Here is a 13200-nt window from a genome sequence, read left to right as displayed (position 1 = left end):
TCCCGAGTCCCTTCCGCAGGGGCCGGGTTCACTCCCACTGGTGCTTGTTGATCTCCTCGACCACTGGAGCGCCGGGGGACGGCGGCTGAACGCGCCGCCGTTTGAGGATGCTGACGTAGGCGCACAGACCGATGGTGCCGACGAGCAGCAGGATGAGTCCCATCACATCGAGGTTGAGCCCGCTGATGTCCCAGTCGACGGCCAGGGTCAGTATCGCGCCCACGGCCATCATGCCGATGCAGACGACGATGCCCATGAAGGGTGCCTCCAAGCTGGGTTGAGCCGGGCCGGCCGGATGAGCGCCGGTCCGCTTGCCGCACGCGGGTACCCGCGTGCGGCAACCCGCAATCAGCTGAAGCCCCCCTCCACGCTGCGCCCGGCTCCCCAACTCCGCCCACACGCCGATCCCTTGCCGGACCACACACGCCCATCGCCTGCCGGACAGGGGCGCCAACTCCGACTGCGGGCCCCGGCCCTGGCCCGGCCTTGGCTCTGACTCCGGGCATGGCCCCGGCCCCGGGCCGGCCCCGGGCACCGACCGCCGGTATACGTGCTAATCCACCGGCACCCCGAACCATCGCAGTGCGACGGGTCGCGACCCGGGTGACGCCTCCTCGGGGCCGCGCGCGAACCGTCTCAGCAGCTGTAGATACGCGTCATGGAACTCCTCCAATTCCTCCTTGGTCAGATGGCTGAGGCTCCGTGAGCCCTGCATCCATCCCTCCGAGTCCGGCTCCTCCACCGTGAAGCGCCGGGCCAGGCCCATGTCCTCCTCCATGCGCAGCCGGTCCAGCTCCCCCACGACGGCGCGCTCTGCCGTCGTCAACTCCTGCTGGGGCGGCCGTCGTACGTCGATGCCCCGCACGGCCCGCCACCACCGCTCGCGCCCGCCCGTCTGCGCATGGTCGGGGTCGTCCTCAAGGAAGCCGCCGCGCTCCAGCTGGCGCAGGTGGTAGCTGAGCGTCCCGGTGTTCTCGCCGAGGGCAGCGGCGAGGGTCGTCGAGGTCGCGGGGCCCGAAACCCCCAGCTGGCGCAGGATCTTGAGGCGCAGGGGATGAGCGAGCGCCTTGAGGGATCCGGGGTCGGAGATGGTGCGCTGCGGCTCGTTGTGGCGCCCGTCCTGGCGCCCGTCGAGGTGCTCGTTCGGCGGCCGATCATGCGGCTCGTCCTGCTCGGTCATGAGACCAGACTAGCGCAGAATTTTCTCTGCAGACCTTCCTCTGCAGAGAAAATTCTGTAATCCTGGACAGGCACGAGCGAGAGGCACTCGCTCAACTGCCCTGGGGGAGAACCATGTTCACGTCCCGCACATCCCGTATGCCCCGATCACTCCGCGCACCCGGCTCGTTCCGCGCACCCCGTCGCGCCACCGTCGCTCTGCTGGGCGCGCTGGGCCTGGCGATGGCCGCGACAGCGGCGACGGCCGGCCCAGCGGCGGCAGCGGCAACCTCCCCCGCCATCTCACAGCCGACATCACAGCCGACGTCACAGTTGACATCCCTGGCGGCCTCGCGCTCGGCGCCCGCCTCCGGGGGCGGCACCTTCGCCTCGTGCCCCACCCGGGCCCAACTGCCCGAGGGAGCTGACCCGTCGGCATGGCGCTGCGAGGTGATGACCGCGACGGGCCGTCTCACGGTGGGAGCGCTCAGCGTGCCGCTGGAGAAGCCGATCACGGTGACCCACGCGGAGGGCAGGATCGACGGCGTGTTCCACCAGGTCTTCGGTGGGCTGAAGTCCGAGCCCGTACGGATTCCGGGCAGCCCGCTGCGCCTCACGATGCGCTATGGAGGCTCCTTCGACTTCCACAGCAACGACGAGCGGCTCGGCGAGCTGTCCGTAAGGTTCCTCCTCGCGGACCGGGGCGGCCTGTTGCCCCGGAACTGCGCGATAGGCAGCACGGCGAAGCCGGTTCAGCTCACGCTCAAGGTTGTGGGGGAGCCGCAGCCTGGCCAGATGCCGGACGCGCAGGACAAGACGTTCACCGCACCGCGCACCTCGGGCTGCGGCCCTCTCGGCCGCCTGCTGGACCGAGGGCTGGACCTCCCCGCGCCGGCGGGGCAGAACGAGATATTCCTCGACGGCGACCGCGCCATACGCGCCTACACCGACCTGCCCTGACCGCCTCGTCCTGCCCGGCCAACTGGCTTTGCCCGGTCAACTGGCCCTGTCTCACCAAAGGCCCTGCCCGCCCTGACTGACTGGTCCGCCTGCTCAGTCCATGAGGAAGGCGGTGAGGGAGTTGGCCAGCAGGTGGGGGTCCTCTGCGCCGCACAGCTCGCGTGCGGAGTGCATCGAGAGGATCGCGACGCCGATGTCGACGGTCGTGATGCCGTGGCGTGCCGCCGTAATGGGGCCGATGGTGGTCCCGCACGGCATGTCGTTGTTGGACACGAAGTGCTGCCAGGGCACGTCCGCCGCCTCGCAGACCTTGGTGAACAGTGCGCGCCCGGTGCCGTCGGTGGAGTAGCGCTGGTTGACGTTGACCTTGAGGATCGGGCCCCCGTTGGGCATCGGGTGGTGGCCGGGTTCGTGCCGCTCGGCGTAGTTGGGGTGCACGGCATGGCCGGTGTCCGAGGAGAGGCAGACGGTGCCCGCGTAGGCCCTGGCCCGGTCTTCGTATGAGCCGCCGCGTGCGAAGACCGAGCGCTCCAGCACGGTGCCGAGCAGCGGGCCCTGAGCCCCGGTGTCCGACTGGCTCCCGTTCTCCTCGTGGTCGAACGCCGCGAGCACGGGGATCACCGAGGGCTCGCTCCCGCTCTCGGCGACGGCGGCGAGTGCGGCGGCGCCCGCGTGCACCGACAGCAGATTGTCCATCCGCGGACCGGCGACGAGTTCGTGGTCACGCCCGAGGTAGGAGGGAGGCTCCACACTGTGCGCCATCAGGTCCCACCCGGTGATGTCGTCCGCTGCGATGCCGGCCTCGCCGGCCAGGAACCGCAGCAGATCGCCCTCGCGCGGCTCGCCCAGCCCCCAGACAGGGGTCATATGACGCTGCCTGTCCAGCTTGAGCCCATCGTTGGCCTGCCGGTCCAGGTGGATGGCGAGCTGCGGTACCCGCAGGAGCGCGCGGTCCACGTTCACGAGGTGGGCCGTACCGTCCCGCAGCGTGAGTCTGCCGCTCATGCCCAGGTCGCGGTCGAGCCACGTGTTGAGCAGGGTGCCGCCATAGATCTCCACGGCGACCTGCCGCCACCCCTGCGTCCCGGTGTCGGGAACGGGCTTCACGCGCAGGTTCGGGGAGTCGGTGTGCGCACCGATGATCCGGAACGGCGTGGCCGCCGTCGCCCCCTCGGGCACATACCAGGCGATCAGCGCACCCCCGCGCAGCACGTACTTGCCACCCGCTCCGGCGTTCCACGCCTCGGTCTCCCACACGCGCTGGAAGCCCGCCTTCTCCAGTCGCGCCGCGGTGTTCGCCACCGCGTGGTACGGCGACGGGCTGGCGGCGAGAAAGGACATCAAGTCATCGGTGTGACCACGGTCGAAGCGTGTGGGTGTGCTCATGCACCTACGATACGAGGAGGTCACGTGCCGCGATGAGGCCGGAGCCCAGCAGCGTGAGTACGGCCGAGCGTGCCCTCTCCGAGGGGACCCCGACGCGCTCTCCCCGCGGCTCCCCGCAGACCCCCGCATACGCCACCGGCCGGGGCGGCGTATGCCACTCCCGGCCGGTCAACGCGGCGCTTCCAGGTGGCCCCGTGCCCTCGGTGGTCCCACTGCGAGGACCGACCGGCGGAGACCCGGGACCGCCGGGGCCCGGGACCGCCGGGGCCCGTGAACCCGTCCCGTCAGAACGCGTTCTCGTCCAGCTCCATGATGGAGAGGTCGACGGCGTCGGCCAGCTCGCGCTGGGAGGTGATGCCGGGCAGCACGTTCGCGGCGAAGAACTTCGCTGCCGCGATCTTGCCCTGGTAGAACGGCACGTCCTTCGGGGAGGCGGTGGCCAGCTTCTCCGTGGCGACGGCGGCGCCGCGCAGCAGCAGGTAGCCGACGACGACGTCACCGGAGGACATCAGGAAGCGGGTCGTGTTGAGGCCGACCTTGTAGATGGACTTGATGTCCTTCTCGGTGGCGGCCAGGTCCGTCAGCATGGTGCCGACGATCGCCTCCAGCTCGACCGCCGCCTTGGCGAGGTGGTCGCGCGAGGTCGCCAGTTCCTCGCCGCCGCGTGCCTCGGCCAGGAACTTCTTGATCTCCTCGGAGAGCGAGGTGAGGGCCTGGCCCTGGTCGCGGACGACCTTGCGGAAGAAGAAGTCCTGGCCCTGGATCGCGGTGGTGCCCTCGTAAAGGGTGTCGATCTTGCTGTCCCGGATGTACTGCTCGATCGGGTACTCCTGGAGGTAGCCGGAGCCGCCCAGGGTCTGCAGGGACTGCGCGAGCTGTTCGTAGGACTTCTCGGAGCCGTAGCCCTTCACGATCGGCAGCAGCAGATCGTTGAGGCGGCGTGCGGCGTCGGCGTCCTCGCCGTTGTACTCCTTGACGAGGATCTCGTCCTGGACGGCCGCGGTGTAGAGCACGAGGGCGCGCATGCCCTCGGCGTACGCCTTCTGCGTCAGCAGCGAGCGGCGGACGTCGGGGTGGTGCGTGATGGTGACGCGAGGCGCTGTCTTGTCGGTGAACTGCGCCAGGTCGGCGCCCTGGACGCGCTCCTTGGCGTACTCAAGGGCGTTGAGGTAGCCGGTCGAGAGCGTCGCGATGGCCTTCGTGCCGACCATCATCCGCGCGAACTCGATGATCTTGAACATCTGGCGGATGCCGTCGTGCTTCTCGCCGAGGAGCCAGCCCTTGGCGGGCCGGTTGGCGCCGAAGGTCATCTCGCAGGTGTTGGAGACCTTCAGGCCCATCTTGTGCTCGACGTTGGTGGCGTAGGCGCCGTTGCGCTCGCCCAGCTCGCCGGTCTCCCAGTCGAAGTCGTACTTCGGTACGACGAAGAGCGAGAGCCCCTTGGTACCGGGACCGTGGCCCTCGGGGCGGGCGAGGACGAAGTGCACGATGTTCTCGGACATGTCGTGCTCACCGGAGGTGATGAAGCGCTTCACGCCCTCGATGTGCCAGGAGCCGTCCTCCTGCTTGGTCGCCTTGGTGCGGCCGGCGCCGACGTCCGAACCGGCGTCCGGCTCGGTGAGGACCATCGTGGAGCCCCACTGCTTCTCGGCCATCAGCTCAGCGATCTTGTGCTGCTCCTCGGTGCCTTCCTCGTGCAGCACACCGGCGAACGCCGGGCCGGAGGCGTACATCCACACGGCCGGGTTCGAGCCCAGGATCGTTTCGGCGAAGCCCCACAGCAGCGAGCGCGGCGCGGTGGTGCCGCCGATCTCCTCCGGGATGCCCAGCCGCCACCACTCGGCGTCCATGTACGCCTGGTAGCTCTTCTTGAAAGAAGCCGGCACCGGAGCGGTGTTGGTCTCGGGGTCGAAGACCGGCGGAGTGCGGTCGCTCTCCTCGTAGGACTCGGCCAGCTCGTTCTCGGCCAGCCGCGCGATCTCGCTCAGGACGCTCTTGGCGGTCTCGACATCCATCTCCGCGAACGGTCCGGTGCCGTACACCGTGTCGCGTTCGAGCACCTCGAAGAGGTTGAACTCGATGTCGCGGAGATTCGACTTGTAATGCCCCATGGCGACGGCTCCGTATTGGCTCGCTCGTACTTGTCAGTAGTCTTGGTGATGATGCTACCCGCCGGTAATAAGAAGCAACCCCTCGCCGCCCATCTGTGACTGGTTACTCTCTCCGTATGTACGGCTACGACCAGACCGGTGCCTCAGCAGGTCAGGGCTACCCGCATGCCGGGCCCCACGGCCAGCCCGGCCAGCACGGGCAACAGGGCCATCATCAGCAGGCTCCGCCGCCGCCCTATGGTGCCCAGCAGACGCCGTACGGTCAGCCCGGGGCGCAGCAACCGCTCTATCCCGAGCCGTCGCCGCCCTCGCTCCAGGAGGCGGTGCGGGCCTTCACCACCGGGTCGATGTCGGCCGAGGACTTCCAGGGGGTCTTCTCCACGTCCAAGGTGTACTGCCCGCGCGGTGACAACCCCGGCTTCCTCGCGCTGCACAACACGCAGCAGCCGGTGATCCCGATGTTCACCACGCTCAAGGAGCTGCGCGTCTACGCGGGCAAGGAGTCGAAGTACTTCGTCATCACGGGCGCCGAGGTCCTCGACCTGCTGCCCTCCGGGTACGGGTTCGTGCTCGACATGGAGGGTGAGCACCGGGTCGTCTTCGACGCGAAGGCGGTCGAGGAAATGGTCGACTTCGCCATGAGGCGCATGTACGGCTGACGCCGCCACGCCCGCCTGACCCCGACTGTCTGGCCCCGCCCGCCGGACCCTGTGGCCTGCCTCGCCCGGCGGCCCGCCTGTCCCCGTGGCGCGCCTGTCCCGTCTGGCCTGCCTGATTCTCCCGGCCTGCCTTCCCGGCCCGTCCGGTCCTCGTCCGTCCACCCTCCCAGGAGGAATGGGCTCGACTCGCGGGACGTTCATCCTTCAACTAAGTTGAACGGTGAACTACCTGGAGGACCCCATGCCCGCGATCACCGTCGAGAACCCCCTCACGCTCCCCCGCGTGACCGCCCCCGCACCGCTGAGCACCGCACCGCTGAGCACCGCACCGGAGGGAACCCAGCCGGAAGGTGCCGCAGAGGCAGGTGTCGTGCCGCGTCCGGTGCTCGCCGTGGCCACGGCGCCGAGTGGTTTCGAGGGCGAGGGCTTCCCCGTGCGCAGGGCGTTCGCGGGGATCGACTACAGGCACCTGGACCCGTTCATCATGATGGATCAGATGGGCGAGGTGGAGTACGCGCCTGGCGAGCCCAAGGGGACGCCCTGGCATCCCCACCGCGGGTTCGAGACCGTCACATATCTGCTCGACGGCAGCTTCGTGCACCAGGACTCCGAGGGCGGTGGCGGTGTCCTCAACGACGGTGACACCCAGTGGATGACAGCGGGTTCGGGGCTGCTGCACATCGAGGCCCCGCCGGAGGCTCTGGTGATGAGCGGCGGGCTCTTCCACGGGCTCCAGCTGTGGGTCAACCTCCCGGCCGCCGACAAGATGAGGGCGCCGCGCTACCAGGACATCGGTGGCGGCAACGTCAAGCTGCTGACCACGCCCGACGGTGGCGCACTGCTGCGGCTCATCGCGGGGGAGATCGACGGGTACGAGGGGCCCGGCATCACGCACACCCCCATCAGGATGATCCACGCCACCGTCTCCCCCGGCGCCGAGGTCACCCTGCCCTGGCGCGACGACTTCAACGCGTTGGCGTACGTGCTGGCGGGCCGGGGCTCAGCGGGCACGGACCGGCGTCCCGTGGGGATGGGACAGACGGTGGTCTTCGGGCCCGGCGCCGGTGCCGGGGCCGGTGTCGGAGCCGGGAGCACCGCGCTTCCGGGTGGGGCCGGGCGCGAAGCGGGTTCGCTGACGCTGCGGGCCGACGTGGCGCAGGACTCGCACACCCCCGACATGGAGGTCGTACTGCTGGGCGGCCGTCCGATCCGGGAGCCGATGGCGCACTACGGGCCGTTCGTGATGAACAGCCACGTCGAACTGGCCCAGGCGTTCGACGACTTCAAGGCGGGCCGCCTCGGCCGCGTCCCCGCCACACCCCGCGCGCCCAAGGCGTGAGCCCGAGCGCCCGGCACGCGGCGCACCACCGATGACGCGCTGGCCGGCCCCACCGGCCGGGCCAGTGATCAGGCGGGTCAGTCCTTCTCGGACGGGCCCGCCTCCTGCATCTCGAACCAGATGCACTTGCCCTCGCCCTTCGGGTCCACGCCCCAGCGGTCGGCGAGCATGCCCAGCAGCATCAGGCCGCGGCCCGAGGACGCCAGCTCGCCCGGGTCGCGGCGGTGTGGCAGTTCGTCGCTGGGGTCCGAGACATGGACGCGCAGGGTACGGCCCTCGTCGCCCTCGTGCGGGCCTGTGATCTGCGCGACGAGCAGCGCGTCGCCGTCCGTGTGGACGAGGACGTTCGTCAGCATCTCGGACAGCATCAGCACCGCGCCGTCCACCTGGTCCTCGTCGGCCCAGTCGTGCAGCAGGTCCTTCAACTGGTGGCGGGCCTCGGCGATGCGGTCGGGTTCGGCCTGCGCGATGGTCAGGACCGTGCGCCGCGAGGAGACCGAGGTGCCGTCCCGCGCCTCGGCGCTGCCGGGGTCCCCGAGCGCGAGCAGCAGCAGCGCGATGTCGTCCTCGTGCCGGTCGGCCAGCGGCCCCGGGTGGCGGCGCCTGGGCGGCCCGACCGGGCCGTGCACGGCCCGGAGGAGCGCCTCGGCGAGCTGGTCCAGGTCCGTGTTGGGCCCGGCGTGGTCCTCGACCACCTCGCGGATACGGGCCCAGCCGGTCTCCAGGTCGTGCCCGCCGGTCTCGATGAGCCCGTCGGTGCACATGAGCAGCCGCTGGCCCGGCTCCAGCACGAGCCGGGTCGTGGGGTAGTCGGAGTCGGGGTCGATGCCCAGCGGGAGGCCGCCCGCCGTGGGGCGTACGAGCATCGGTCCGTCGGGCATCTGCACGGCCGGGTCGGGGTGTCCGGCGCGGGCGATGTCGAGCGTGCCGGTCGCGGGGTCGACCTCGATGTAGAGGCAGGTGGCGAAGCGGGGGTCGGTGGGCTCAAGCCCCTCGTCGCCCGGCTCGTAGGGGTCGGGCTCGGCAGCGGGTACGGCAGGCGGAACGGTGGCCGGCACGGCCGAGGCCCCCGCGGAACCGTCGACCGGCTCGGAGGGCAGGGCCGAGGCGTCGCCACCGCTCATTCCGTACAGGAACCGGGAGGCGCGGGCGAGTACGGCGTCGGGGTGGTGGCCCTCGGACGCGTAAGCGCGTAGCGCGACGCGGAGTTGACCCATGATCCCCGCGGCGCGTACGTCGTGGCCCTGCACGTCGCCGATCACCAGGGCCGTACGGCCTGAGGGCAGCGGGATCACGTCGTACCAGTCGCCGCCGATCTGGAGGCCGCCGCCGGTCGGTACGTAGCGCGCGGCCAGTTCCATGCCGGGGATGGCGGGCTTGCGCGCGGGGCGCATCGTGTTCTGGAGGCGGGTGGAGAGCTCGCGCTCCGACTCGTTGAGCATCGCCCGCGAGAGCGACTGCGCGAGCATGCGCGCGACGGTGGTGAGGACCGCGCGCTCGTCGGGGGTGAAGGTGACCTGCCGTTTGAAGGCGGCCATCCACGCGCCGATGGTGCGCCCCGCGACGGTCAGCGGCAGAAAGGCCCACGCGTTCCTGCCCGGCTGGGTCTCGACGGGCCGCGCGGTGGGGAAGCGTGTCTCGTACTCCTCGGCGCTCAGCAGATACAGGGCGCGTCCCGTGCGCACCGCCTCGGCAGCGGGATCGTCGGCGGCCAGCCGCAGCCGGGCCCCGCCCGTGCCGACCCCCGAGGCGTGCCCGAGACCGGCTGCGGCGGCGTCCTGTGCGGCGCCGTAGACGGTGAGCTGGTCGCCGTAGAGGCAGAAGACGGCGAGCGCGTCGGGGGAGAAGCCGGGCATGGCCAGGGAGGAGGCGACGCGCAGCACATCGGCCGTGGTGTACGCCTCGGCCAGCGCGCGCCCCGTATCGAGGAGGAACGCCTCGCGGTTGCGCCGCCAGTCCCACTGCTGGGCCTCGTCGGCGCTCTCGTCGTACTCGGCGTCGCGCGGGTGCCGCTCGGTGCGCTGGCGCGCGCGTTCGGCCTCGGCTTCCGGTACCTCGTAGGCCATGCCGACGATCCGCGCCGCCGGCTCGGCGGCCTCCGGGTCCTCGGGAGGGCAGGGGCAGACGAGGTTCCGCACGGTTCTGATGACGGAACCCGCCTCATCCACCACCCGCAAGAGTGCCTCGGCAGAGGTCTGCTCGGCCAGAGCGAGGGTGATGATCCCCTGGAAGCCGACATAGTCGACAGCGTGAAGATGTGAACGGACAGCGTTACCCGGCAGAGTGAGGGGCGTTGGGGATGATGCGGTGAACGCATCTTCCTCCAGGCCGAGAAGACGCGCTGCCCCCGCGTCGAGAGTGACGAGACCTGTGGCGTTTTCCCAGGTCCAGAGCCCAGCGCCAAGGGCAGACAGGACGTCTTCGGTGCGCATTGCACCACTTTATGCAGAGTTAAGGGACGAGTGGAAACGCGGGCGAGAGGGATCGGTCCAGGACGGTAGTCTGAGAAGTACCTCTCTCTGACTCCTGAGCCGAACGACTTGGATGAATGATGCATCGGTACCGGTCCCACACCTGCGGCGAGCTTCGCGCCTCGGACGTCGGCGCTGACGTCCGCCTGAGCGGCTGGCTGCACAATCGCCGGAACCTGGGCGGCATCCTTTTCCTTGATCTTCGCGACCACTACGGCATCGTCCAGCTGGTCGTGCGCGACGAGTCCAGCGAGATCAATGAGAAGCTCAGCTCACTGTCCAAAGAATCCGTCGTACGAGTGGACGGCAAGGTGACGGCGCGCGGCGAGGAGAACGTCAACGCCGACCTGCCGACCGGTGAGATCGAGGTCGAGGTCGGCGCCGTCGAGGTGCTGGGCGCCGCCGACCAGATCCCGTTCACCATCAATGCGGAGGACGGGGTGAACGAGGAGCGGAGGCTGGAGTACCGCTTCCTCGACCTGCGCCGTGAGCGCATGCACAGGAACGTCATGCTGCGCTCGAAGGTCATCGCCTCCATCCGCGAGAAGATGGTCGCGCAGGGCTTCAACGAGATGGCGACGCCGATCCTCTCGGCCACCTCCCCCGAGGGCGCACGCGACTTCCTCGTGCCCTCCCGCCTGCACGCCGGGAAGTTCTACGCGCTGCCGCAGGCCCCGCAGCAGTTCAAGCAGCTGCTGATGATCGCGGGCTTCGACCGCTACTTCCAGATCGCGCCCTGCTTCCGCGACGAGGACGCGCGCGCCGACCGCTCGCCCGGCGAGTTCTACCAGCTCGACATGGAGATGAGCTTCGTCGAGCAGGAGGACGTCTTCGAGGTCATCGAGACGCTGATGACCGAGCTGTTCCGGGAGCTGGGCGACGGCCGTGAGGTCACCTCGCCGTTCCCGCGTATCCCGTTCCGCGAGGCCATGGTCAAGTACGGCTCGGACAAGCCCGACCTGCGCGCGCAGCTCGAACTCACGGACGTCTCCGACCTGTTCAAGGGCTCCGGCTTCAAGGCGTTCGCCGACAAGCACGTACGCGCGCTGCCCGTGCCTGACACCGCGGCGCAGCCGCGCAAGTTCTTCGACCAGCTCGGCGACTTCGCCGTCGAGCAGGGCGCCAAGGGCCTCGCCTGGGTGCGCGTCGGCGACGACGGCGCGCTCAGTGGCCCCATCGCCAAGTTCCTCACCGAGGACGACGTCCGCTCCCTCACCGAGGCGCTCGGGCTGAAGCCGGGGCACGCGGTGTTCTTCGGCGCCGGCGAGTTCGACGAGGTCTCCAGGATCATGGGCGCCGTCCGGGTCGAGGTGGCCAAGCGCGCCGGGCACTTCGAGGAGAACGTCTTCCGGTTCTGCTGGATCGTCGACTTCCCGATGTTCGAGAAGGACGAGGAGACCGGGAAGATCGAGTTCTCGCACAACCCGTTCTCCATGCCGCAGGGCGGACTTGAGGCGCTGCGCACCAAGGACCCGCTGGACATCCTCGCGTTCCAGTACGACATCGTCTGCAACGGCACCGAGCTGTCCTCCGGCGCGATCAGGAACCATGAACCCGAGGTCATGTTCGAGGCGTTCGGCCTCGCCGGGTACTCGGAGGACGACGTGCGCCGTGACTTCGGCGGCATGCTCCGCGCGTTCGAGTACGGTGCGCCGCCGCACGGCGGCATCGCGCCCGGCATCGACCGCATCGTGATGCTGCTTGCCGACGAGCCCAACATCCGCGAGACCATCGCGTTCCCGCTCAACGGCAACGCGCAGGACCTGCTCATGGGTGCCCCGAGCGAGGTGGACGACACCCGTCTGCGCGAGCTGCACCTGTCACTGCGTAAGCCGCAGCAGCAGGTGAAGCCCTCCAAGTAAGGCTCAGCTCGGCCCTGCTGGGGCCATGAAGCACACGACGATCCCGTCGCAACGCCAGGTTGCGGCGGGATTGTCGTTCTTGGGGTTCGAACACGTATCAGCTCGTGCCGGAACTGGGATCGGGTCGTCACATGCGTCTCTTTACACTCCCCTTACCCACGCGTTACCGGAGTTGGGGGATCTCTCCTGCCGGGCCAGGCCGCGTGGGAACTTCACGGATTGGTGCTCACGTATGTCCCATGGCAGGAAGGCGCTCATCCGCGCCGTTGCCCCCGCTGCTGTTCTCGCACTCGCCCTCACCGGGTGCGGATCCGACGACTCGTCGGACAGCAAGGCGGAGGGGAAGACGGACGGGAAGAAGTCCTCGTCCGAGAAGACAGAACAGGGCGGTGCGGAGGAGGAAGCACCCGCGGGCCCCCTGAAGTTGGGCCAGACGGCGCCGGGTCAGCACAAGTACGACATGTCCGACGGCAAGGCCAAGCTGGAGATCACCGCCAAGACGGTGAAGACCGGCGCGAACAAGGACCTCCTCGCCGCCGGTCTCAAGGGCGAGGACGTCAAGGGCATGCAGCCGGTCTTCGTCACGTTCCAGTACACGGTGAAGGAGGGGTCGAAGCTCGACGACCCCGGCTTCAACCGCAAGGTCCGCGTACTCGGCGAGGACAAGAAGCCCGGCAAGAGCCTCATCGCCATCGGTGCCGACCCCATCCCCGGCGGCTGCCCCGACGTGGACGAGGTCAAGTGGAAGGCCGGCGACACCAAGACCCTCTGCTCCACCTTCCTCCTCCCCGAGGGCACAGCAGCCGAACAGGTCGCCTGGGCCGGCGACCTCCGCGACCCCCTCATCTGGAACGTGAAGTAGCCCTCTCAGCGGTACGCACCACACGCACAGCCGGGCCCGGCCCGTCCCACAGGACGGGCCGGGCCCTCGGCGACAGCGGGACCGCCGAGGACCCGGCCGGTAACGTGGGGACCGTGCGAAGTCCTGCCTGGCCGCCGAGTGGGGGCGAACGGTCGTGACCGTGCCTGCCGCTGTACGGGGACGCGAAGAGCCCCGCCCACCGCGAGGAACGGTAGACGGGGCTCTCAACGCGCCTGTTACCAAGGGCTACTTGGGCTCTTTCAGCCTCGGGCTGTGTTTTCTGGGGGGCGACCCCCAAGCCCCCGGCCGGAGAGGCGGTCGGTCCGGCTGTACCGGCTACTTCGGCTCTTCCAGCCGCGGGCTGTGTTTTCTGGGGGGCGACCCCCAGACCC

General features: G+C 69.5%; 10 protein-coding genes. 5 read left to right on the top strand and 5 right to left on the bottom strand.

Annotation, left to right across the window (positions count from 1 at the left end):
• Window positions 1–28 precede the first annotated feature (28 nt).
• Both NMN56_RS06290 and NMN56_RS06285 read right to left on the bottom strand, forming a co-directional pair.
• Window positions 29–256 (bottom strand): hypothetical protein, encoded by a 228-nt coding sequence (locus NMN56_RS06290; protein ID WP_274043101.1) that lies wholly within the window; start codon window positions 254–256, stop codon window positions 29–31.
• A 297-nt stretch (window positions 257–553) separates the two neighbouring features.
• Window positions 554–1180, bottom strand: a complete 627-nt coding sequence (locus NMN56_RS06285; protein ID WP_274042750.1) for an ArsR/SmtB family transcription factor — start codon at window positions 1178–1180, stop codon at window positions 554–556.
• A gap of 137 nt (window positions 1181–1317) precedes the next feature.
• Between NMN56_RS06285 and NMN56_RS06280 the strand changes: the two genes are divergently transcribed.
• The gene (locus NMN56_RS06280) at window positions 1318–2118 is read left to right on the top strand and encodes a hypothetical protein (protein ID WP_274042749.1); all 801 of its coding nucleotides are present in this window, start codon (window positions 1318–1320) and stop codon (window positions 2116–2118) included.
• A gap of 93 nt (window positions 2119–2211) precedes the next feature.
• Here the strand turns inward: NMN56_RS06280 and NMN56_RS06275 are convergent, their stop codons facing one another.
• Both NMN56_RS06275 and NMN56_RS06270 read right to left on the bottom strand, forming a co-directional pair.
• Window positions 2212–3504, bottom strand: a complete 1293-nt coding sequence (locus NMN56_RS06275; RefSeq protein WP_274042748.1) for a M18 family aminopeptidase — start codon at window positions 3502–3504, stop codon at window positions 2212–2214.
• A gap of 284 nt (window positions 3505–3788) precedes the next feature.
• Entirely contained in the window at window positions 3789–5615 is a 1827-nt protein-coding gene (locus NMN56_RS06270) for an acyl-CoA dehydrogenase (RefSeq protein ID WP_274042747.1), read from the bottom strand.
• A 116-nt stretch (window positions 5616–5731) separates the two neighbouring features.
• Between NMN56_RS06270 and NMN56_RS06265 the strand changes: the two genes are divergently transcribed.
• Both NMN56_RS06265 and NMN56_RS06260 read left to right on the top strand, forming a co-directional pair.
• Complete coding sequence (locus NMN56_RS06265) at window positions 5732–6274, top strand: SseB family protein (protein WP_274042746.1); 543 nt, start codon at window positions 5732–5734, stop codon at window positions 6272–6274.
• Between the two features lie 241 nt (window positions 6275–6515).
• Window positions 6516–7613, top strand: a complete 1098-nt coding sequence (locus NMN56_RS06260; RefSeq protein ID WP_274042744.1) for a pirin family protein — start codon at window positions 6516–6518, stop codon at window positions 7611–7613.
• A 77-nt stretch (window positions 7614–7690) separates the two neighbouring features.
• Here NMN56_RS06260 and NMN56_RS06255 read toward each other — a convergent pair whose 3' ends face one another.
• Entirely contained in the window at window positions 7691–10045 is a 2355-nt protein-coding gene (locus tag NMN56_RS06255; RefSeq protein ID WP_274042743.1) for an ATP-binding SpoIIE family protein phosphatase, read from the bottom strand.
• Between the two features lie 119 nt (window positions 10046–10164).
• Here NMN56_RS06255 and aspS point away from each other — a divergent pair, with 119 nt between their 5' ends.
• On the top strand, window positions 10165–11946 hold the full coding sequence (gene aspS, locus NMN56_RS06250) for an aspartate--tRNA ligase (protein WP_274043100.1): 1782 nt from the start codon (window positions 10165–10167) through the stop codon (window positions 11944–11946).
• A 232-nt stretch (window positions 11947–12178) separates the two neighbouring features.
• Window positions 12179–12808 (top strand): hypothetical protein, encoded by a 630-nt coding sequence (locus NMN56_RS06245; protein WP_274042742.1) that lies wholly within the window; start codon window positions 12179–12181, stop codon window positions 12806–12808.
• Window positions 12809–13200 lie beyond the last annotated feature (392 nt).

The sequence above is a fragment of the Streptomyces iconiensis genome, assembly GCF_028657195.3.
GTDB lineage: Bacteria > Actinomycetota > Actinomycetes > Streptomycetales > Streptomycetaceae > Streptomyces > Streptomyces iconiensis.
This window is presented reverse-complemented; position numbering and strand designations above follow the sequence as displayed.